General features: G+C 72.8%; 18 protein-coding genes. 9 read left to right on the forward strand and 9 right to left on the reverse strand.

The genetic code is table 11. From position 1 onward, the window contains the following. The first annotated feature begins 1 nt into the window (after position 1). Positions 2–421, forward strand: a complete 420-nt coding sequence (locus tag BLW85_RS09675) for a hypothetical protein (protein WP_070030118.1) — start codon at positions 2–4, stop codon at positions 419–421. Positions 422–449: 28 nt separating this feature from the next. Here BLW85_RS09675 and BLW85_RS09680 read toward each other — a convergent pair whose 3' ends face one another. Continuing rightward, on the reverse strand, positions 450–947 hold the full coding sequence (locus BLW85_RS09680) for a GNAT family N-acetyltransferase (RefSeq protein ID WP_070030120.1): 498 nt from the start codon (positions 945–947) through the stop codon (positions 450–452). A 146-nt stretch (positions 948–1093) separates the two neighbouring features. Next, on the reverse strand, positions 1094–2272 hold the full coding sequence (locus BLW85_RS09685; RefSeq protein ID WP_074991836.1) for a glycerophosphodiester phosphodiesterase: 1179 nt from the start codon (positions 2270–2272) through the stop codon (positions 1094–1096). 316 nt (positions 2273–2588) lie between these two features. On the opposite strand from BLW85_RS09685, the gene BLW85_RS09690 reads away from it, so the two are divergent. Beyond that, positions 2589–3311, forward strand: coding sequence for a lysophospholipid acyltransferase family protein (locus BLW85_RS09690; RefSeq protein ID WP_071828522.1), 723 nt, complete (start codon positions 2589–2591; stop codon positions 3309–3311). Between the two features lie 122 nt (positions 3312–3433). Further along, complete coding sequence (locus tag BLW85_RS09695) at positions 3434–5092, forward strand: multicopper oxidase family protein (protein ID WP_074991837.1); 1659 nt, start codon at positions 3434–3436, stop codon at positions 5090–5092. A 36-nt stretch (positions 5093–5128) separates the two neighbouring features. Here BLW85_RS09695 and BLW85_RS09700 read toward each other — a convergent pair whose 3' ends face one another. The 3 genes from BLW85_RS09700 to BLW85_RS09710 form a co-directional block, all read right to left on the reverse strand. Further along, complete coding sequence (locus tag BLW85_RS09700; protein ID WP_070030127.1) at positions 5129–6679, reverse strand: MFS transporter; 1551 nt, start codon at positions 6677–6679, stop codon at positions 5129–5131. Continuing rightward, positions 6676–7221 (reverse strand): TetR/AcrR family transcriptional regulator, encoded by a 546-nt coding sequence (locus BLW85_RS09705; RefSeq protein WP_244174850.1) that lies wholly within the window; start codon positions 7219–7221, stop codon positions 6676–6678. Before BLW85_RS09705 ends, BLW85_RS09700 begins: the two co-directional genes overlap by 4 nt. A 151-nt stretch (positions 7222–7372) precedes the next feature. Next, complete coding sequence (locus BLW85_RS09710; RefSeq protein ID WP_074991839.1) at positions 7373–8344, reverse strand: aldo/keto reductase; 972 nt, start codon at positions 8342–8344, stop codon at positions 7373–7375. Between the two features lie 138 nt (positions 8345–8482). Between BLW85_RS09710 and BLW85_RS09715 the strand changes: the two genes are divergently transcribed. Next, entirely contained in the window at positions 8483–9439 is a 957-nt protein-coding gene (locus BLW85_RS09715) for a GlxA family transcriptional regulator (protein WP_074991840.1), read from the forward strand. 106 nt (positions 9440–9545) lie between these two features. Next, positions 9546–10544: a type I glyceraldehyde-3-phosphate dehydrogenase gene (gene gap / locus BLW85_RS09720; RefSeq protein ID WP_074991841.1), complete on the forward strand. Its 999-nt coding sequence runs from the start codon at positions 9546–9548 to the stop codon at positions 10542–10544. 90 nt (positions 10545–10634) lie between these two features. Here gap and argH read toward each other — a convergent pair whose 3' ends face one another. Together argH and BLW85_RS09730 are read right to left on the reverse strand one after the other, a co-directional pair. Further along, positions 10635–12068: an argininosuccinate lyase gene (gene argH, locus BLW85_RS09725; protein WP_074991842.1), complete on the reverse strand. Its 1434-nt coding sequence runs from the start codon at positions 12066–12068 to the stop codon at positions 10635–10637. Between the two features lie 115 nt (positions 12069–12183). After that, entirely contained in the window at positions 12184–13386 is a 1203-nt protein-coding gene (locus BLW85_RS09730; protein ID WP_070030137.1) for an argininosuccinate synthase, read from the reverse strand. Between the two features lie 129 nt (positions 13387–13515). Between BLW85_RS09730 and BLW85_RS09735 the strand changes: the two genes are divergently transcribed. Together BLW85_RS09735 and BLW85_RS09740 are read left to right on the forward strand one after the other, a co-directional pair. Beyond that, positions 13516–14103, forward strand: coding sequence for a pyridoxamine 5'-phosphate oxidase family protein (locus BLW85_RS09735; RefSeq protein ID WP_074991843.1), 588 nt, complete (start codon positions 13516–13518; stop codon positions 14101–14103). Between the two features lie 2 nt (positions 14104–14105). Next, positions 14106–14810, forward strand: a complete 705-nt coding sequence (locus tag BLW85_RS09740; protein ID WP_070030140.1) for a L,D-transpeptidase family protein — start codon at positions 14106–14108, stop codon at positions 14808–14810. Between the two features lie 2 nt (positions 14811–14812). Here BLW85_RS09740 and BLW85_RS09745 read toward each other — a convergent pair whose 3' ends face one another. Further along, on the reverse strand, positions 14813–16294 hold the full coding sequence (locus tag BLW85_RS09745) for a sensor histidine kinase (RefSeq protein WP_070030142.1): 1482 nt from the start codon (positions 16292–16294) through the stop codon (positions 14813–14815). Next, a complete protein-coding gene (locus tag BLW85_RS09750) occupies positions 16291–17031 on the reverse strand; it encodes a response regulator transcription factor (RefSeq protein WP_070030144.1) in 741 nt (246 codons plus the stop codon). The genes BLW85_RS09745 and BLW85_RS09750 overlap by 4 nt, the downstream gene beginning before the upstream one ends. A 230-nt stretch (positions 17032–17261) precedes the next feature. On the opposite strand from BLW85_RS09750, the gene BLW85_RS09755 reads away from it, so the two are divergent. Beyond that, a complete protein-coding gene (locus BLW85_RS09755; protein WP_070030145.1) occupies positions 17262–18617 on the forward strand; it encodes a ferredoxin reductase family protein in 1356 nt (451 codons plus the stop codon). Positions 18618–18627: 10 nt separating this feature from the next. Beyond that, positions 18628–19083, forward strand: a complete 456-nt coding sequence (locus BLW85_RS09760; protein WP_070030146.1) for an FMN-binding protein — start codon at positions 18628–18630, stop codon at positions 19081–19083. Positions 19084–19087: the final 4 nt, after the last annotated feature.

A 19087-nucleotide genomic window follows, 5' to 3' on the forward strand; every position in this document is an offset into this window, starting at 1 on the left:
GATGACGACCGTCGAGGAGAAGCCGGCCCGGCTGATCAGCGGGCCGGGGATGCTGCTCGTGTGGTTCTACGGCGTGATGGTGGTCGGCGCGCTGTCGCGTTCCGCCTACCAGATCTCGACGGACTTCCAACGGGCGCCGCTGGCGTACTCGTTGTCCGCGGTGGCCGGGCTGGTGTACGCGTTCATCACGTACACGCTGGTGCGCGGCGGGGAGGTCGCCCGGCGGGCGGCGCTGGTGTGCTGCGGCGTGGAACTGGCGGGCGTGCTCCTGGTGGGCACGTGGACCGTGGTCGACGGCTCGGCGTTCCCCGACGCCACGGTCTGGTCCGACTACGGGATGGGCTACGTCTTCATCCCCGTGCTGCTTCCGCTGTCCGCGATGTACTGGCTGCGCAAGGCGCGGCCCGGGGCCACCGCCTGAGCCGCGCCGGAGCGCGGCTCAGGCCGGTTCACGCCGTGGTCGCGTAGGCGGCCGCGGGCTTCTCCAGGATGATCAGGTCCACTCCGTCCGTGCCCTTGGCGCGGCCCACCGCCTCGTAGCCGACCCGGCGGTAGAGGCGGAGGTTGCCCTCGCTGCGGTGGCCGGTCTGGAGCCGGAAGAGGGTGGCGCCGCGTTCCCCGGCGAGGGCGGCCTCGGCGGCGCGCAGCAGCCGGGCGCCGATGCCGTGCCCCTGGAGGCGGGGGTGGACGCAGAGCCGGGCGATGGCGGCGGCGCCGTCCTCGGTCACCTTGCCGCGTACGGCGCCGATCACCTCGTCGCCGAGCCGGGCGACGAAGACGCAGTCCGAGGCGATCTCCTCGCGGACGGCGTCGAGGGTCTCGACGAGCGGGTCGATGCGGTAGTTGCCGTAGAGCGCCGCTTCGCTCTGGAAGCAGAGGTACTGGAGGCGGAAGATCTGCTCCGCGTCCTGTTCGGTCGCCACCGAGATGGTCACGCTCATGCCCATGTGCGCATGCCTCCCGCTCACCTGATCACCTGTCGTCCCCCACACTCCTATCCCCGCCCTCGGCGCGAGGCAATCTCCGTCGTGCGCGGTCGCCCTGTGAGATAGCCGACTCCCCCGCCGTCGGCGGCGGGGGAGCCGGTGTCCGGTCAGCTCAGGAAGTCGGCGCGGGCGAGGATCCCGGTGTCGGCGTTGTCGGTGAAGACGCCGTCGATGCCGGTCTCGAAGTACGCCTTGAAGGCGCCGAAGGCGTCGCCGTAGCCGTCGGCCGCGCCGCCCTTGCGGAACTCGGCCGGCAGGAAGGGATTCTCGTTGCGCATGGTGTAGGGGTGCAGGATCAGCCCGACGCGGTGGGCGTCGGCGACCAGGCCGGAGGGCTCGGCGAGGGTGCCGTCCGCCTTCCTCGGGATCACCAGGTCGAGGGTGGGGCCGATGCCCTGGGCGTAACCGGCGATCTCCCGCAGGCCCTTGGGGGTGATCAGGTCGGCGACGGTGCGCGGGTCGCCCGTCTCCACGAAGTCCCAGGGGCGGCTGTCGGCCGTGGACAGCAGCACCACGAGCGGGTTGTCGACCAGCCGGTTGAGCCGCTCGATGCTGGTGGGCTCGAACGACTGGAGGACCACCGGGGAGTTGCGGCCGTCCTTGCCGTGCTTGCGCAGCAGCTTGGCCACCCGCTCCTCCAGGCCGAGGCCCAGCTTGCGGAAGTAGGTGGGGTGCTTGGTCTCGGGGTAGATCCACACCTGCTTGCCGCGCTTGCGGGTCTGCTCGTCCTGCCAGGCGAGGACCTCCTCGAAGGTGGGGATCTCCCAGCGCCCGTTGTAGAGGGTGTTGTGCGGCCGGTTGGCCGGGATGCGCTCGACCGCGCGGAGCGTCTTCAGCTCGGCGAGGGTGAAGTCCTCGGTGAACCAGCCGGTGGTGGGCACGCCGTCGAGCACCTTGGTGGTCTTGCGGCCGGCGAACTCGGGATGGTCCGCGACATCGGTGGTACCGCCGATCTCCGGCTCGTGCCGGCAGACGAGGTGGCCGTCCTTGGTGGGACACAGGTCGCCGGCCTCCACGATGTCGGCGCCGAAGTCGAGGGCGAGTTCGTAGGAGCCGAAGGTGTGCTCGGGGCGGTAGCCGCTGGCGCCCCGGTGCCCGATGATCGTCGGCACCGGCAGGCCCTTCAGTCCGCGGCCGGCGGGCTTCGCCGCCCGCGCCTCGGCCGCCCGCGCGGCCCCGGGCAGTCCGAGGACCGCCCCGCTCGCGCCCAGCACCGCGGCGCCGAGCAGCGCCCGCCGTCCCGTGCCCTCGTGCCGCGGCTGCTCGTTCGTCCGGTCGATCCCCATCGGCGGCCTCCTGCCGTCTGCTGCGCCTGCTGCGCCCGCTGTCGTGTCGCTCGTCGGTTCGAGCGATCGTAGGGGCGGGAACATGACAGGAGGGCGGCTTCGGGTCGAACACGGGGACGCCGGCGAGTGGACCGTGGGCGTCCCGGGGTGACGGACCGTCGCGCGGCGCGTCCGGCCGAGCGACGTCCGTCACATCGGCACAAGGGCGTTACCCGCCGTCTGCCACGCGTCACCGCAGGTAAACCCACGTCAACTCTTCGTAAGACCTCGGTGAACCGGCGGTACCCGATGTGCGTTCGCGCCGGACCCGCGAGTAATGTCCTCACCTGCACAGACTCATATCGCTCCCTCGGCATCGGAGGACCCGTTGTCCCGCTTCCGCCTCATCAAGGCAGTGCTCGGACCGATCATGCGCCTGATGTTCCGCCCCCAGGTGGAGGGCGTGGAGCACATTCCGGGGGACGGCCCGGTGATTCTGGCCGGAAATCACCTCACCTTCATCGACTCGATCGTGCTGCCGCTGGTCACCAAGCGTCAGGTGTTCTTCATCGGCAAGGACGAGTACGTCACCGGCAAGGGCGTCAAGGGCCGGCTGATGGCGTGGTTCTTCACCGGCGTCGGCATGATCCCGGTGGACCGCGACGGCGCGAACGGCGGTGTGGCCGCGCTGATGACCGGACGGCGGATCCTGGAGGAGGGGAAGATCTTCGGCATCTACCCCGAGGGCACCCGCTCCCCCGACGGCCGCCTCTACCGGGGCCGCACGGGCATCGCCCGCCTGACCCTGATGACCGGCGCCCCCGTGGTGCCGTTCGCCATGATCGGCACCGACAAGCTCCAGCCGGGCGGCAACGGCATCCCGCGCCCCGGCAAGGTGACCGTGCGCTTCGGCGCGCCGATGGAGTTCTCCCGCTACGACGGCATGGACCGCGACCGCTATGTGCTGCGCGCCGTGACGGACTCCGTGATGGCCGAGGTCATGCGGCTGTCCGGGCAGGAGTACGTGGACATGTACGCCACCAAGGCGAAGGCCGCCTGAGACCTCCGGACGGGCGGACGCGGCGGGCGTTCGTCCGTCTGCCGGTGTGAATCTCCCCGGGCGCAGGGGCATTCGGCCTACGCTCCCGCGCGTACCCCCCGGAGAACATGTCTGATTCAGGCATGGATACACCTTCGCGGCGAACCCTCCTCCGTGTCCCGATCGCAGCCGTCGGTGCGAGCCTCCTGGCGTCCTGCGGCTCCGGCTCCGAGACCCGCTCCGGCCCCCACCGCGCGGACACCGGCCCCCTCGGGGCGGGCATGGAGGGGAACTTCGTACCGGCGGGACCCAAGGGGTACGTCAACCCGTCGGACCCGGAGGTCCTCGCCACCGAGCGCAAGCGCGGGGCGGGCCGTGTGCACAGTCTCCGGTTCACGGCGGCCGAGGCGGAACTCGACCTGGGCGGGCGGTCCGTGCGGACCTGGGCCTACAACGACACGGTGCCGGGCCCGCTGGTCCGGGTCAGCGCCGGCGACGTGCTCGATCTGACGCTCGCCAACCGGCTGCCCGTCAGCACCACCCTGCACTCGCACGGCGTGCGGCTGCGCTGCGACATGGACGGCGTACCGGACCTGACGCAGCGTGCCATCCCCTCGGGGCGCGACTTCCGCTACCGGTTCACCGTGAAGCACCCGGGCACCTATCTGCTCCACTCCCATGTCGGGATGCAGCCCGACCGCGCCCTGTACGCGCCGCTCGTCGTGGACGACCCCAAGGAGACGCTCGCCTACGACAAGGAGTGGATCGTCGTCCTGGACGACTGGCTGGACGGGGTGGACGGCTCCACCCCGGACGGGGTGCTCGAACAGCTCAAGCCGGGCGGCTCCGCGATGGGCGGCATGGGCATGGGCCCCGAGCACCCGCACGCGAGCGGCAGCCCGAGCCCCCACCCGAGCAAGTCGGCCGGGAAGAAGGCGGCGCCGCCCGCCAGGTCCACGGGCCCCAACCGGGTGCTGCACGACTCCCACAGCCGCATGCTCGACGGCGACGGCGGCAGCGTCGACTACCCGTACTACCTCGCCAACGGGCGGCTGCCGCACAACCCCTCGGTGTTCCGCTGCCGCCCCGGCGACCGCATCCGCATCCGCTTCGTCAACGCGGGCTCGGAGACGGCCTTCCGGGTCTGCCTCGGCGGCCATGCCATGACCGTCACCCACACCGACGGCTACCCCGTGCGGCACAGGGAGACCGACGCGCTGCTCATCGGCATGTCCGAGCGGTACGACGTGCTGGTGACCGCCAAGGACGGCTGCTTCCCGCTGGTCGCGCTCGCCGAGGGCAAGAAGGGCAGCGGGCTCGCCGTGCTCCGCACCGACAAGGGGAAAAACCTTCCCGCACCGAATGTCAGGCCGGACGAGCTGGACGGCGAGTGCGTGCCGGCGCGGCGGCTGGAGCCGGCCGAGTCGGTGGCCCTGCCGGAGCGGCACCCCGACCGCCAGATGCGCATCAGGATCACCGGCAACATGCACAACTTCGACTGGGGCTTCGACCACAAGCCGTACGACGTGCGGCAGCGGCACGAGATCCATGCCGGGGAGCGGGTGCGGCTCACCCTCATCAACGCGACGGACATGTGGCACCCGATGCATCTGCACGGGCACACGTTCGCGATGACCGGGCTGGACGCGGTGGGGGCGCGCAAGGACACCGCGCTGGTGCTGCCGCACCGCAAGCTGGTGGTGGAGTTCGACGCGGACAACCCGGGGCTGTGGATGCTGCACTGCCACAACCAGTACCACTCGGAGAGCGGGATGATGACGGTGCTGGGCTACAAGCGCTGAGCGGCCGGCCGGGGCGCGGACCCCGGCCGGGACTCCCTACTCCGCGTACTGCGGGTACCCGGTCTGCTCCGTGTTCTCCAGCCGCTGCCCCTTCAGCAGGAACCACGCCACCGCCGCCGTGCCCAGCAGGACCGCCGCGCCGGCGCCGGACGCCAGGTGGAGGCCGTGCACGAAGGCGTCGCGGGCCGCGTCCAGGAGGGAACCGGCCGCACCGGCGGGCATGCGGGCCGCGGCCTCGACCGCCGCGCCCAGCGACTCATGGGCGCCGGACGGGGTGCCGGCCGGGCCCGTGAAGCCGCTGTAGACGGCGGTCACGATGGAGCCGAGGAGGGCGATGCCGAGGGCGGCGCCCAGTTCGTAGGCGGTTTCGGAGACCGCCGAGGCGGCGCCGGCCTGCTCCTTGGGGACGCTGGAGAGGATGACGTCGGCGGTGACCGTGAAGGACAGGCCCGCGCCGATGCCGACGACCAGCAGGGCGGCGCCGAGGACCGGGTAGCCGGTGGACTGGCCGAGGCAGGTCAGAGCGGCCAGGGCCAGGCCGACCGCGGCGAGACCGCCCGAGACCACCGAGCGGACCGAGAAGCGCCGGGCCGCGCTGCCCGCGACCAGTCCGGCCGCCACCGCGCCGACGGCGGCGGGAAGTTCGGCGAGGCCCGCCTCGAACGGGTGCCTGCCCTGGACGAGTTGCAGGTACTGGGAGAGGAAGAACACCAGCCCGGACATGCCGAGCACGGTCAGCAGGTCGGCGAGTACCGCGCCGCTGAAGCCGCGGTGCCGGAACAGCCGCATGTCCAGCAGCGGGACCGGCATGGTCAGCTGACGGCGGACGAAGCCGCCGAGGGCGCCCGCGCCCAGCAGGCCGATGCCGAGGGCCGGCCAGGAGAAGCCGTGCGTCGCGGCCTCCTTGACGGCGTAGACGACGCCGATCATGCCGACGAGCGACAGCAGGACACTGGGCAGGTCAAAGGGGCCCGGGTGCGGGTTGCGGGACTCGGGCAGGGTGCGCAGACCGACCAGCACGAGGACGGCCATCACCGGCAGGTTGATCAGGAAGACCGAGCCCCACCAGAAGTGCTCCAGCAGGAAACCGCCCACGATCGGGCCGACGGCCGTACCGGCGGAGGCGGTCGCGCCCCAGATGCCGACGGCGAGGCTGCGCTCGCGCGGGTCGTGGAAGAGGTTGCGGATCAGGGCGAGGGTGGCCGGCATCAGGGTCGCGCCCGCGACACCGAGCAGGGCCCGCGCCACGATCATCGACTCGGGTGTCGTGGCATAGGCGTTGAGCACGGAGATCGCGCCGAACGCGGTGGCGCCGCAGAGCAGGATCCGCTTGCGGCCGATGCGGTCGCCGAGGCTGCCCATGGAGACCAGCAGACCGGCGATGACGAAGGAGTAGACGTCACCGATCCACAGCAGCTGGGTGCCGGAGGGATGGAGGTCCTCGCTGATGTAGGGGGTGGCCAGGCCGAGGACGGTGGCGTCGACGGCCACCAGCAGCACGGCCAGGACGAGGACGCAGAGCGCGAGCCACCGGCCCGGTCGCCGCTCCGCCCGCGCCACGTCGGCCGGCCGCAGGGTGCTGGTCATGGTTCCTCTCTTCGCAGGGCGCCGCCGAGCAGCAGTTCGGCGACCATGGTCGGGAAGTCGCGGGCGGCCACACGGCCGTCCAGGCTGGCCCAGGCGCAGGAGGCGGTCAGCCCGTACAGCGCCTCGGTGAGCCAGGCGGGCGTGAGGTCGATGCGGAACTCGCCGCTGTGCTGCCCGCGCTGGAACAGGGCGGCGATCCGGCCGTCGAGCCGCTGCCAGCCGTCGTTCTGCCGGTCGCCCTCCCACAGCTGGCTCTCGCCGTACAGGAAGGCGAGCAGTCCCGCGGCCGGCTGGATCTCGCGGACCAGTCTGCGCACGGCGTCGGCCGCGGCCCCGTCCTCCGGACGGGCCCGGTCCAGCGCCGCCTCGCACTCCGCGATGCCGAGCGCCTCCAGCGCCCGTACGAGCGCGTCGCGCCCGGCGAAGTGGCGGTGCAGCGTGGCCCGGCTGATCCCGGCGGCCTTGGCGACCTCGTCCATGGTCGCGGTGGACTTGCGGGTCAGCAGGGCGGCGGCGCTGCGCAGCACATGGTCACGGTCCATGAGACAAGGATAGCCCAGGTGAGACATTCGTGTCTCATGCCGGGCATGTGTGACTCATCATCGCTGGTCGGCGCGGGTGTGGCTCAGGGCCTGCGCACGCGGGCGCGCCGCTGCCGGGGGACGCGGGTGCGCCCCGGCACGCGCGCGGGCGTCAGTGCCAGGGCAGTTCCCCGCGCCGCTGCCAGTAGGCGCCGGGGTCCTCGGTGAGCGTGGCGAGGCGGGTCATCTGCTCCGCGTCCAGGTCGACGGCGGGGGCGTGCAGATTGGAGGCGAGCTGGGTGACCGTCGCGGCGCCGGAGAGGACCACGCCCACCCAGGGCCGGCGCAGGATCCAGGCGAGGGCGACGGCGTCGCAGCCGAGTCCCGTCTCGGCGGCGACCGCCCGCAGCGCCTCCGGCGCGTTCGGGCCGGCGAGCCGGCCGTTGGCCATGCCCTCCTTGACGATCACGGTCAGTCCGGCGTCGTGGGCCTCGGCGAGGGCGGAGCCCGCCGAGTGCTCCAGGACGTTGTACGTGGACTGGACGGTACGGAAGAGGGGCTCGCCGTCGACCGTCACCGCGAGGGCGGCGCGGATCGCGTCGGCCTGGGCGGGGCCGCTGGTGGAGAAGCCGACGGTCAGGCCGCCGGCGGCGGCCTCCGCGAGCCTGGCGTGGAGTTCCTTGTCGGTGAGGGCCGGGCTGTCCGGGGTGAGCGAGTGGATCTGGTAGAGGTCGAGCCGGTCGCCGAGCAGGGCGTCGGTCTCGGCGCGCTGGCGCTCGTACGTCGCCAGTCCGTGGTCCTTCACCTCGTGCCGCGCGGCGTCGGTGGACCAGCCGGCGGTGTAGGTGTAGCCCCATTTGCTGCCGACGACGACGTCCCGGACGTCGGGGCGGGCCTTCAGCCAGTCGGCGAGGAACTCCTCCGAACGGCCGTAGGAGCGGGCCGCGTCGAAGTAGCGCACGCCCTGGGCGTAGGCGGCGTCGAGGAGTTCATGGGTGCGGGCGCGCAGGGCCGCCACGCTCCGGTCCGCGCCGAGGTCCTCGTCCCGGCCCAGGTTGATGTAGCCCGGGCGGCCGACGGCGGCCAGCCCCAGGCCGATGTGACAGGTGGCGGTGGTGGCGGTCGCGAGACGGGCGAAGGGCATCGCGGGCTCCGTTGGGTCGGCTCCGGTTCGGCTGCGACCAACGTAACCCGCGACCGGCTCCGCCCCGGAGCCCGGCGCGTGGGTGGACCCGCCGGGGCGGGCACCTGCCCCGTGGCCCGCCCGGCGTAGCCTCTTCCCGTGCCAGCCCCCCGTCTGCATCGCGTCGCCGTCCTCGTGCTCGAAGGCGCGAAACCGCTCGACGTCGGCATCCCCGCGCAGGTGTTCACGACCCGCGCGAGCATGCCGTACGAGGTGCGGGTGTGCGGGGCCGCACCCGGTCTCGTGACCGGCGGCGACGGCCTCGCGTACGACGTCGCCCACGGCCTCGACGCGCTGGAGTGGGCCGACATCGTCTTCGTCCCCGGCTACCGGTTCCCGGACCGCGACGACCCGCCGCGGGCCGTCGTCGACGCGCTGATCGCCGCCCACGCCCGGGGGGCCCGGCTCGCCGCCATCTCGACGGGTGCCTTCGCGCTCGCCGCCACGGGCCTGCTCGACGGCAGGCGGGCCACCACTCACTGGCACTACACGCGGGCCCTGCGGGCCAGGCATCCGCTCGTCCAGGTCGACGAGAACGTGCTGTTCGTGGACGAGGGCAGCCTGCTCACCTCGGCCGGCGCGGCCTCCGGCATCGACCTGTGCCTGCACATCCTGCGCGGCGACCTCGGAGTGGCCGCGTCCAACCACGCGGCCCGGCGTCTGGTCGCCGCCCCCTACCGCAGCGGCGGCCAGGCCCAGTACGTGCCGCGCAGCGTCCCCGAGCCGCTCGGCGAGCGGTTCGCCGCCACCCGCGAGTGGGCGCTGCACCGGCTCGACGAGCCCCTCACCCTCGGCGTACTGGCCCGGCAGGCCGGGGTCTCGGCGCGCACGTTCTCCCGGCGCTTCGTCGAGGAGACCGGCTACACGCCGATGCAGTGGGTGATGCGTGCGCGCGTCGACCTGGCCCGGGAACTGCTCGAACGCTCGCAGCGCAGCGTCGAGCAGATCGCCGCCGACGTCGGGCTCGGCACCGGCGCGAATCTGCGGCTGCACTTCCAGCGCATCCTCGGCACCACGCCGAGCGAGTACCGGCGCACCTTCACCCGGGGCGAGTGAGGCGCCCGGCGCCCGTGGCGGGATCCTTGTGAACCATGGCGGTCCCGCCACTGTCAGCGGCATGCGCCGCGGGCGAGCCTGGTGGCGAACGGAAGGGACATTCCTCATGACTCGCATCGCCATCAACGGTTTCGGCCGCATCGGACGCAATGTGCTGCGCGCGCTGCTGGAGCGCGACAGCGCCCTGGAGATCGTCGCCGTCAACGACCTGACGGAGCCCGCCACGCTCGCCCGGCTGCTCGCCTACGACAGCACGGCCGGCCGGCTCGGGCGCCCGGTGACCGTCGAGGGGGACGCCCTCGTGGTCGACGGCCGCCGGATCACGGTGCTGGCCGAGCGGGAACCGGCGCGGCTGCCCTGGGGCGAACTCGGCGTCGACATCGTCCTGGAGGCCACCGGCCGCTTCACCTCGGCCGCGGCCGCCCGTGCCCACCTCGCCGCGGGCGCGAAGAAGGTGCTCGTCAGCGCGCCGTCGGACGGCGCGGACGTCACGCTCGCCTACGGGGTCAACACCGACGCCTACGACCCGGCCGCGCACACGATCGTCTCGAACGCCTCCTGCACCACCAACGCGCTCGCGCCGCTGGCCGCGGTACTCGACGAACTCGCCGGTATCGAGCACGGGTTCATGACGACGGTGCACGCCTACACGCAGGAGCAGAACCTCCAGGACGGCCCGCACCGCGACGCCCGCCGCGCCCGTGCCGCCGGCGTGAACATCGTGCCGACCACGACCGGCGCCGCCAAGGCGATCGGCCTGGTGCTGCCGAACCTCGACGGCAAGCTGTCGGGTGACTCGATCCGCGTGCCGGTGCCGGTGGGCTCGATCGTCGAACTCAACACGACCGTCGCGCGCGACGTGACACGCGACGAGGTGCTGGCGGCGTACCACGCCGCGGCGGAGGGGCCGCTCGCCGGCGTCCTCGAGTACTCGGACGACCCGCTCGTGTCGTCCGACATCACCGGCAATCCCGCCTCGTCGATCTTCGACTCGGCCCTCACCCGCGTCGACGGCCGCCACGTCAAGGTGGTCGCGTGGTACGACAACGAGTGGGGCTTCTCGAACCGCGTGATCGACACCCTGGAGTTCCTCGCCGCGGGCTGATCTCCGCGGGGCGCGCCGGTCGGGCAGCCGGCGGTCACGGGGCGTGCCGGGGCGAGCGGCCCACGCACGCCCCGGTGCCGTCGGACGGACCTAGCGGGCCGTCTTCGCCCGCGCCCACTCGTGCTGGACCGCCACGTCCGCCTTGACCTCGGCCAGCTGGACGGCCACCGCGCTCGGGGCGGTGCCGCCGCGGCCGTTGCGGGAGGCGAGGGCGCCGGGGACGTTGAGGACGGTGCGGACCTCGGGGGTGAGGTGGGCGGAGATCTTGGCGAACTGCTCGTCCGTCAGCTCGTCCAGCTCCTTGCCCTCGGCCTCGGCGGCCTTGACGCACTCTCCCGCGACCTCGTGCGCCACCCGGAAGGGGACGCCCTGGCGGACCAGCCACTCGGCGATGTCGGTGGCGAGGGAGAAGCCGGCCGGGGCCAGTTCCGCCATCCGCTCGCGGTGGACCGTGAGGGTGGCCATCATGCCGGTGAAGGCGGGCAGCAGCACCTCCAGCTGGTCGCAGGAGTCGAAGACCGGCTCCTTGTCCTCCTGGAGGTCGCGGTTGTAGGCGAGGGGCAGGGCCTTGAGGGTGGCGAGGAGCCCGGTCAGGTTGCCGATGAGGCGGCCGGACTTGCCCCGGGCCAGCTCCGCGATGTCCGGGTTCTTCTTCTGCGGCATGATCGACGAGCCGGTGGAGAACGCGTCGTGCAGGGTCACGAAGGAGAACTCCTTCGTGTTCCAGATGATGATCTCCTCGGCGATCCGGGAGAGGTTCACGCCGATCATCGCGGTGATGAAGGCGAACTCCGCGACGAAGTCCCGGGAGGCCGTGCCGTCGATGGAGTTGCCGGCGCTGCCGTGTTCGAACCCGAGGTCCTTGGCCACCGCCTCCGGGTCCAGGCCCAGGGAGGAGCCGGCCAGGGCGCCCGAGCCGTACGGCGAGACCGCCGTGCGCTCGTCCCACTGGCGCAGCCGCTCCGCGTCCCGGGACAGGGACTGGACGTGGGCGAGGACATGGTGGGCGAAGAGCACCGGCTGGGCGTGCTGGAGGTGGGTGCGGCCGGGCATCGCCACGTCGGGGTGGGCCTCGGCGAGGCCGATCAGGGCGTCCTGGAGGTCGGCGATCAGACCGCCGATGATCCGGGCGTGGTCCCTGAGGTACATCCGGAACAGGGTGGCCACCTGGTCGTTGCGGGACCGGCCGGCGCGGAGCTTGCCGCCCAGGTCGGGGCCGAGGCGCTCCAGCAGGCCCCGCTCCAGGGCGGTGTGCACGTCCTCGTCGGCGATGGTGCCGGTGTAGGAGCCGTCGGCGACGTCCGACTCCAGCTGGTCGAGCCCGGCGATCATGCGCTCCAGCTCGTCCGCGCTGAGGAGCCCGGCCTTGTGCAGCACGCGGGCGTGGGCGCGGGAACCGGCGATGTCGTAGGGCGCGAGCCGCCAGTCGAAGTGGACGGACGCGGACAGCTTCGCCAGGGCCTCGGCGGGACCGTCGGCGAAACGGCCGCCCCAGAGCCGTACGTCACCGCTGTTGCTGCTCACTTGCGTGCTCCTCGGGAGTGTCTCTGTGCGACCGCCTCCCCACCCTTGCAGGCGAGGAGGCGGCTGTCAGTTCTGATGCGTGCGAGGGACCCGTGCGGGTCACGCCGGATCCGCGTCAGGCTTCGCCCGCGAGATCACGCCGCGCGGCGATCTTCGACGACAGGCTGTAGATGTCGATGAAGCCCTTGGCCGCCGCCTGGTCGAAGGTGTCACCGGTGTCGTAGGTGGCGAGGTTGAAGTCGTACAGGGACGACTCCGAGCGCCGGCCGGTGACGACGGCGCGGCCGCCGTGCAGGGTCAGGCGGATGTCGCCGGACACGTGCTGGTTGGCCTCGTTGATGAAGCCGTCCAGGGCGCGCTTGAGCGGGGAGAACCACTGGCCGTCGTAGACCAGTTCGCCCCAGCGCTGCTCGACCTGCCGCTTGTAGCGGGCGAGTTCGCGCTCGACGGTGACGTTCTCCAGCTCCTGGTGGGCGGTGATCAGCGCGATCGCGCCGGGGGCCTCGTAGACCTCGCGGGACTTGATGCCGACGAGGCGGTCCTCGACCATGTCGATCCGGCCGATGCCCTGGGCGCCGGCGCGCTCGTTGAGCTGCTGGATGGCCTGGAGGACGGTGACGGGCTTGCCATCGAGGGCGACCGGCACGCCCTCCTTGAAGGTGATGACGACCTCGTCGGCCTCGCGCGGGGTGGCGGGGTTGGAGGTGTACTCGTAGATGTCCTCGATCGGGGCGTTCCAGATGTCCTCCAGGAAGCCCGTCTCGACGGCGCGACCGAAGACGTTCTGGTCGATGGAGTACGGGGACTTCTTGGTGGTGGCGATCGGGAGCTGCTTGGCCTCGCAGAAGGCGATCGCCTTGTCCCGGGTCATCGCGTAGTCGCGGACCGGGGCGATGCACTTCAGGTCGGGGGCGAGGGCGACGATGCCGGCCTCGAAGCGGACCTGGTCGTTGCCCTTGCCGGTGCAGCCGTGGGCGACCGTGGTGGCGCCGTGCTTCTTGGCGGCGGCGACCAGGTGCTTGACGATCGTCGGCCGGGAGAGGGCGGAGACCAGCGGGTAGCGGTCCATGTACAGGGCGTTGGCCTTGATCGCCGGGAGGCAGTACTCGTCGGCGAACTCGTCCTTGGCGTCGGCGACCTCGGCCTCGACGGCACCGCACGCGAGGGCGCGCTTGCGGATGACGTCCAGGTCCTCGCCGCCCTGGCCGACGTCGACCGCAACGGCGATGACCTCGGCGCCCGTCTCCTCGGCGATCCAGCCGATGGCGACGGAGGTGTCCAGACCGCCTGAGTAGGCGAGTACGACGCGCTCGGTCACGGGTTTCTCCTCACGTGCAATTGCTGACATGCATGAGTATGCAGAACTCTGCATGATTCGTCAATCGCCCTTTCGGGTGAGCCCGAGAATCCTTAGACAGTCGAAAGAGTTACGGGAATAATCCTGGACATGGGAAAGACTTACGAGCGCATCGACGGCAGGCTCCGCACGTTCATCGAGGAGCAACCCCTCTTCTTCACCGCGACCGCGCCGCTGGCCGGCGACGGCCGGGTCAACCTCTCCCCCAAGGGCCTCAGGGGCTCGTTCGCCGTGCTGGACGAACTCACCGTGGCCTACCTGGACTTCGCCGGTTCCAACGCCGAGACCATCGCGCACCTGCGGGAGAACGGGCGGATCACCCTGATGTGGTGCGCCTTCCAGGGCCCGCCGAACATCGTGCGGGTGCACGGCCGGGGCGAGCCGGTCTTCCGCGACGACCCGCGCTTCCCGGGGCTGCTCGCCCGCTTCCCCGGCATCGACCCGGAGCCGCACGGGCTGCGCGCGATCATCGTCGTCCACGCCGAGCTGGTGCGGGACACCTGCGGGTACGCCGTCCCCTTCATGGCGTACGAGGAGGAACGCGACCTGCACGAGAGGCGCTTCGCGCGGGAGGACGACGCCTCCCTGAACGAGTACTTCACCAAGAAGGAGTACATCGCCACGAGCCTGGACGGCCTTCCCGGACTGCCGCTGCCGCTGCCCCCGGCTAGCGTCTGAGCATGCGCCCCGGTGCCGTCGCCCGCCTCGTCTCCGCCTCCCTCCTCGGTCTGCTCGGCGCCGCCCCGCCCCGCGGGCCGCTGCCGCTGCCCGAGCGGCTGGCCGACACCGGCGGCGGCACCCAGCTGATCATCGCGCAGGCGCCGGACACCGCTTCCACGACGGGCACGGTCACCTGGTGGGACCGGCGGGGCGGGACATGGGCGCGGGCCGGGTCCGCGCCGGCGCGGTTCGGGGCGAAGGGTCTGGTCGAGGGGGCCGCCCGGACGCAGGGCACGGAGACGACGCCGACCGGGTTGTACGACCTCCCGTTCGGCTTCGGGACCAAGGCGGCGCCGGGCGGCACGCGGGTCCCCTACCGGGCCGTCCGCGAGAGCTCCTGGTGGTGCCAGGACAACGCGTCGTCGTCGTACAACCGCTGGACGGATCCGCTGCCGCGCGACTGCCGGGCCGCGGAGTCGGAGCACCTGAGCGCGTACGCCGGGCAGTACGCGTACGCGCTGGTGGTGGGGTTCAACTACCACCGGCCGGTGCGGGGGCGGGGGGCCGGGATCTTCCTGCACGTCAACGGGCGCGGGGCGACCGCCGGTTGTGTCTCCGTCCCGGAGGCGGACATGCGGCGGATCCTGCGGTGGGTGGTGCCGCGGCGGGCGCCGCACATCGTCCTGGGCACGGCCGGCGGCGCCACCGGCGTCAGCCGGTACTGACCTCAGTCCGGCAGGGTGACGCGGAAGGTCGTGGCGCCCGGTTCGCTGTCCGCCTCCACCGTCCCGCCGTGCGCCTCCACCACCGCCGCCACGATCGACAGGCCGAGGCCCGCCCCCGGCGCGGACGCGTCCGCGTGGCGGCGGTGGTCGGCGCGGGTGAAGCGTTCGAAGACCGCGGGGCGCAGCTCCTCGGGGATGCCGGGGCCGTCGTCGTGGACGCGGAGGCGGACGGCGCCGGGCCGGGGCTCCAGGGTGACCGTGACCTCGGTGCCCGGGGGCGTGTGCAGACGCGCGTTGGCCAGCAGGTTGGCGACCACCTGGTGGAGGCGGTGCGCGTCCCCGGTGACCGTGACCGGGTCCTCGGGGAGGTCCAGGGTCCAGCGGTGGCCGGGGCCCGCGGCGCGGGCGTCGGTGACCGCGTCCAGGACCAGCCGGGTCAGGTCGACCGGGCCGCGCTCCAGCGGGCGGCCCGCGTCGAGGCGGGCGAGCAGCAGCAGGTCGTCCACCATCAGGCCCATCCGGGCGGACTCCGCGGCGATCCGCTCCAGCGCCCGGGTGACCTCGGGCGGTACCGGGCCGGGGTGCAGCAGGCCCAGTTCGGCGTGGCCGCGCACCGAGGCGACCGGGGTGCGCAGCTCGTGGCTGGCGTCGGCGGCGAACCGGCGCAACCGCTCCTGGCTCGCGTGCCGCCGGGTGAGCGCGTCCTCGACATGGCCGAGCATGCGGTTGAGGGCGGCGGCGACCCGGCCGACCTCGCTGTGCGGGTCGGCGACGGGGGCGCGCGGCGGCAGGGCGACCTCGCCGCTGGCGAGCGGGAGTTCGCTGACCCGGGTGGCGGTGGCGGCGACCCGGCCGAGGGGGCGCAGGGACCAGCGGACCCAGAGGGCGCCGGCCACCCCGGCCGTGACCAGGGCGAGGCCGAAGACCACCGCGGAGACCAGCTCCAGCCGGTGGACGGTGGCCTCGACGGGCTCCAGCGGGAGGCCGGCCATCAGCACGTCGCCGTCGCGTCCGGAGGTGGCGACGACCCGGTAGTGGCCGAGGGCCGAGAGTTCGACGGTGTGCGGGCGGCCGTCGGCCGGTGTCCGGGCCAGCCGTTCGGCGTCCGCCGCGGACAGGGAGACGTTCAGGTCGGCGGAGAGGTCGCCGGAGCGGATGAGGCCCTTGTTGGTGACGGTGCCGTCCAGCAGGCGGGCGCCGAAGGTGCCGGTGGCCATCCGCCGGGTGTCGGCCTGCTCGTCGCCGTCGTGGTCGTCGGGCAGCCTGCCGCGGTGCTCCAGGCTCTCCGGGAAGCGGGTGCCGACCTGGGCGAGCTGTTCGTCCAGGCGCTGGGTGAGGAACCCGTTCAGCTCGACCACGGCGGCCACCCCGACGGCGGCGCAGCTCACCGCCAGCAGGACCACGAGACCGAAGGTCAGGCGGGCGCGCAGGGTGCGGAAGCGGGGCAGGCGGGCGAGCGGGCCCGGGCGGTCGCCGGTCTTCACCCGGCCACCGGTTTGATCACGTAGCCCGCCCCGCGCACCGTGTGGATCATGGGTGCCCGGCCCGCGTCGATCTTCTTGCGCAGGTAGGAGATGTACAGCTCGACCACGTGGGCCCGGCCGCCGAAGTCGTAGGACCAGACCCGGTCGAGGATCTGCGCCTTGCTGAGCACGCGGCGGGGGTTGCGCATCAGGAAGCGCAGCAGCTCGAACTCGGTCGGCGAGAGTTCGATCAGCTCGCCGGACCGGGTCACCTCACGGGCGTCCTCGTCCATCACCAGGTCGCCCACGACCAGCCCGGCCTCCTCCTCCGGGCGGCGGGCCATCCCGGCGCGGCGCAGCAGTCCGCGCAGCCGGGCCACGACCTCCTCCAGACTGAAGGGCTTGGTGACGTAGTCGTCGCCGCCCGCCGTGAGCCCGGCTATCCGGTCCTCGACGGCGTCGCGCGCGGTGAGGAAGAGCACGCACACATCGGGCTGCGACTCGTGCAGCCCGCGCAGCACGGCGAGGCCGTCCATGTCGGGCAGCATCACGTCCAGGACGACGGCGTCGGGCCGCAGCTCGCGCGCGGCGGCGAGGGCGGCGGTGCCGTCGGCGGCGGCGCGCACCTCCCAGCCCTCGTAGCGCAGGGCGCCGGTGAGCACCTCGGCGAGGTCGGGGTCGTCGTCGACGACGAGGACGCGCAGCGGGGTGCCGTCGGGACGGGTGAGGGCCGGGTGGCCGGAACGGGTCGTGTTCATCGCGCCTCCCAGCATCGCGCGTGCGCGGGGCGGCGGCGGGCCGCGCGGGCTGTGAGTTTGCTCTGAAAAGAGTGGGTGGGCCGTCGCAGTACCTGGTCAGGGGATTGCTGAGAGCTCTCTGAGACGTCTGTGAGAAAGCCCTGAAGACAGCGTCCCGAGGCCCTTTCTCAGAGGCCCCTCAGAGCTTGGGCACGCACAGTGGGCGGGCCGACGGACGAAGGGACGGCCTGATGACAGCAGTGGACACGAGGCGGGCGGCACCGCCCCTGCCGGGGGCCGCGCGGCGCCGCTCCCCCGCGGGGCCACTGCTCGCCGTGCTGTGGGCGGGGGCGGCGGCCGTGGTCGCGCTCTGGTGGACGGACACCGCCTCGGTGGTCGGAGCGGCCGGCTGGCTCACCGGCGCCGGGCGGATCGCCGGGCTGCTGTGCGGGTACGCCTGCGCGGTGCTCGTCGGCCTGATGGCGCGGGTGCCGCTGCTGGAGAACCGGGTGGGTTCGGACCGGGTGGCGCGCTGGCACGCGATGGCCGGCCGGTACACGGTGTGCCTGCTGGTGGCGCACATCGTGCTGATCCTCGCCGGGTACGCGGCACAGGACCGGGCGTCGCTGTGGCACGAGACGGTCACCGTGGTGCTGGACTACCCGGACATGCTGAAGGCCGGCGCGGGCACCGTGATCCTGTTCGCGGTCGGTCTCACCTCCGTGCGGGCGGTGCGCCGCCGGGTCCGGCACGAGTTCTGGTACTACGTCCACCTGCTCACGTACGCGGCCGTGTTCCTGACCTTCTTCCACCAGGTGTCGCTGGGCGAGCAGTTCAACGGCGCGCCGGTGGCCGCCGCCGCCTGGTACGCGCTCTACCTCGGGGTCGCGGCGCTCGTGGTGTGGTTCCGCGTCCTCACCCCGGTGCGGCTGAACCGGCGGCACCGGCTGCGGGTGGAGTCGGTGCAGCCGGAGGCGCCCGGCGTGTACTCGGTCGTGATGCGCGGCCGGCACCTCGACCGGCTGGGCGCGCGGCCGGGCCAGTTCTTCCGCTGGCGGTTCCTCGCCGAGGGCATGGCCTGGACCTCCACCCCGTACTCCCTGTCGGCGCCGCCGCGCCCCGACCTGCTGCGCATCACGGTGAAGGCGCTCGGCGACCACAGCACGGCCGTCTCGCTGCTCAGGCCCGGCACCCGGGTGTGGGCGGAGGGCCCCTACGGCGCGCTCACCGCCGACCGGACCACGGCCCGGCGCTCCCTGCTGATCGCGGCCGGAGTCGGCGTCACACCGCTGCGGGCCCTGTTCGAGACGCTGCCCGGCGAGGTCACCCTGCTGTACCGGGCGCGCTCGGCGGAGGATCTCGCGCTGGGCGGCGAACTGGAGGCGATCGCCCGGTGGCGCGGTGCCAGGGTGCTGTACGCGCTGAACGGTCCGCACGGTGAGCGGCCCGCCCTCACGGCGGAGTCGCTGCGGGCGGCCGTCCCCGGGCTGCGCGGCCACGACGTCTACATCTGCGGGCCGCACGGATTCGCGCGGGACGTCTACGAGGCCCTGCGCGCGGCCGGTCTGCGGGACCACCGCATCCACCACGAGTCCTTCGAACTGTGAGGCCGACGCCATGCACGCGTTGAGGAAGAACCGGCCGCTGCGCCGCATCGTCCTGGCGAGCGCCGCCACGGTCTCCGGCGTGGTGCTGCTGCTGTCCCTGAAGCCGCACGCCGGTTCCGGTCTCGTCGTGGGCGCGTCGACTGAGGCCCCGCGGACCGGGGCGAGCGCGCCCGCCTCCCCCGGAGGCGTCTCGAAGACCGTCACCGGCAGCACCGTGCAGACCCGCTGGGGCCCGGTCCAGGTGCGGGCCACCATCGAGGACGGCAGGCTCACCGACGTGACGGCCGTCCAGTACCCCACGGACAACCCGCGCGACCAGGAGATCAACAGCTATGCGCTCCCCCAGCTGCGGCGCGAGGCGCTGGCGGCGCAGAGCGCGCGGATCGACATGGTCTCGGGGGCCACGTACACCAGCACCGGCTACCGGCAGTCCCTCCAGTCCGCGCTGGACCAGGCCCATGGGTGACGCG

The organism is Streptomyces misionensis (assembly GCF_900104815.1).
Classification (GTDB): Bacteria; Actinomycetota; Actinomycetes; order Streptomycetales; family Streptomycetaceae; genus Streptomyces; species Streptomyces misionensis.

What these genes read in the sequence shown, in the direction of transcription:
- BLW85_RS09675 (WP_070030118.1), top strand. Translation starts at nt 2, where the DNA reads ATGACGACCGTCGAGGAGAAGCCGGCCCGGCTGATCAGCGGGCCGGGG.
- BLW85_RS09680 (WP_070030120.1), bottom strand. Translation starts at nt 947, where the DNA reads ATGGGCATGAGCGTGACCATCTCGGTGGCGACCGAACAGGACGCGGAG.
- BLW85_RS09685 (WP_074991836.1), bottom strand. Translation starts at nt 2,272, where the DNA reads ATGGGGATCGACCGGACGAACGAGCAGCCGCGGCACGAGGGCACGGGA.
- BLW85_RS09690 (WP_071828522.1), top strand. Translation starts at nt 2,589, where the DNA reads ATGTCCTCACCTGCACAGACTCATATCGCTCCCTCGGCATCGGAGGAC.
- BLW85_RS09695 (WP_074991837.1), top strand. Translation starts at nt 3,434, where the DNA reads ATGGATACACCTTCGCGGCGAACCCTCCTCCGTGTCCCGATCGCAGCC.
- BLW85_RS09700 (WP_070030127.1), bottom strand. Translation starts at nt 6,679, where the DNA reads ATGACCAGCACCCTGCGGCCGGCCGACGTGGCGCGGGCGGAGCGGCGA.
- BLW85_RS09705 (WP_244174850.1), bottom strand. Translation starts at nt 7,221, where the DNA reads ATGGACCGTGACCATGTGCTGCGCAGCGCCGCCGCCCTGCTGACCCGC.
- BLW85_RS09710 (WP_074991839.1), bottom strand. Translation starts at nt 8,344, where the DNA reads ATGCCCTTCGCCCGTCTCGCGACCGCCACCACCGCCACCTGTCACATC.
- gap (WP_074991841.1), top strand. Translation starts at nt 9,546, where the DNA reads ATGACTCGCATCGCCATCAACGGTTTCGGCCGCATCGGACGCAATGTG.
- BLW85_RS09735 (WP_074991843.1), top strand. Translation starts at nt 13,516, where the DNA reads ATGGGAAAGACTTACGAGCGCATCGACGGCAGGCTCCGCACGTTCATC.
- BLW85_RS09740 (WP_070030140.1), top strand. Translation starts at nt 14,106, where the DNA reads ATGCGCCCCGGTGCCGTCGCCCGCCTCGTCTCCGCCTCCCTCCTCGGT.
- BLW85_RS09750 (WP_070030144.1), bottom strand. Translation starts at nt 17,031, where the DNA reads ATGAACACGACCCGTTCCGGCCACCCGGCCCTCACCCGTCCCGACGGC.
- BLW85_RS09755 (WP_070030145.1), top strand. Translation starts at nt 17,262, where the DNA reads ATGACAGCAGTGGACACGAGGCGGGCGGCACCGCCCCTGCCGGGGGCC.
- BLW85_RS09760 (WP_070030146.1), top strand. Translation starts at nt 18,628, where the DNA reads ATGCACGCGTTGAGGAAGAACCGGCCGCTGCGCCGCATCGTCCTGGCG.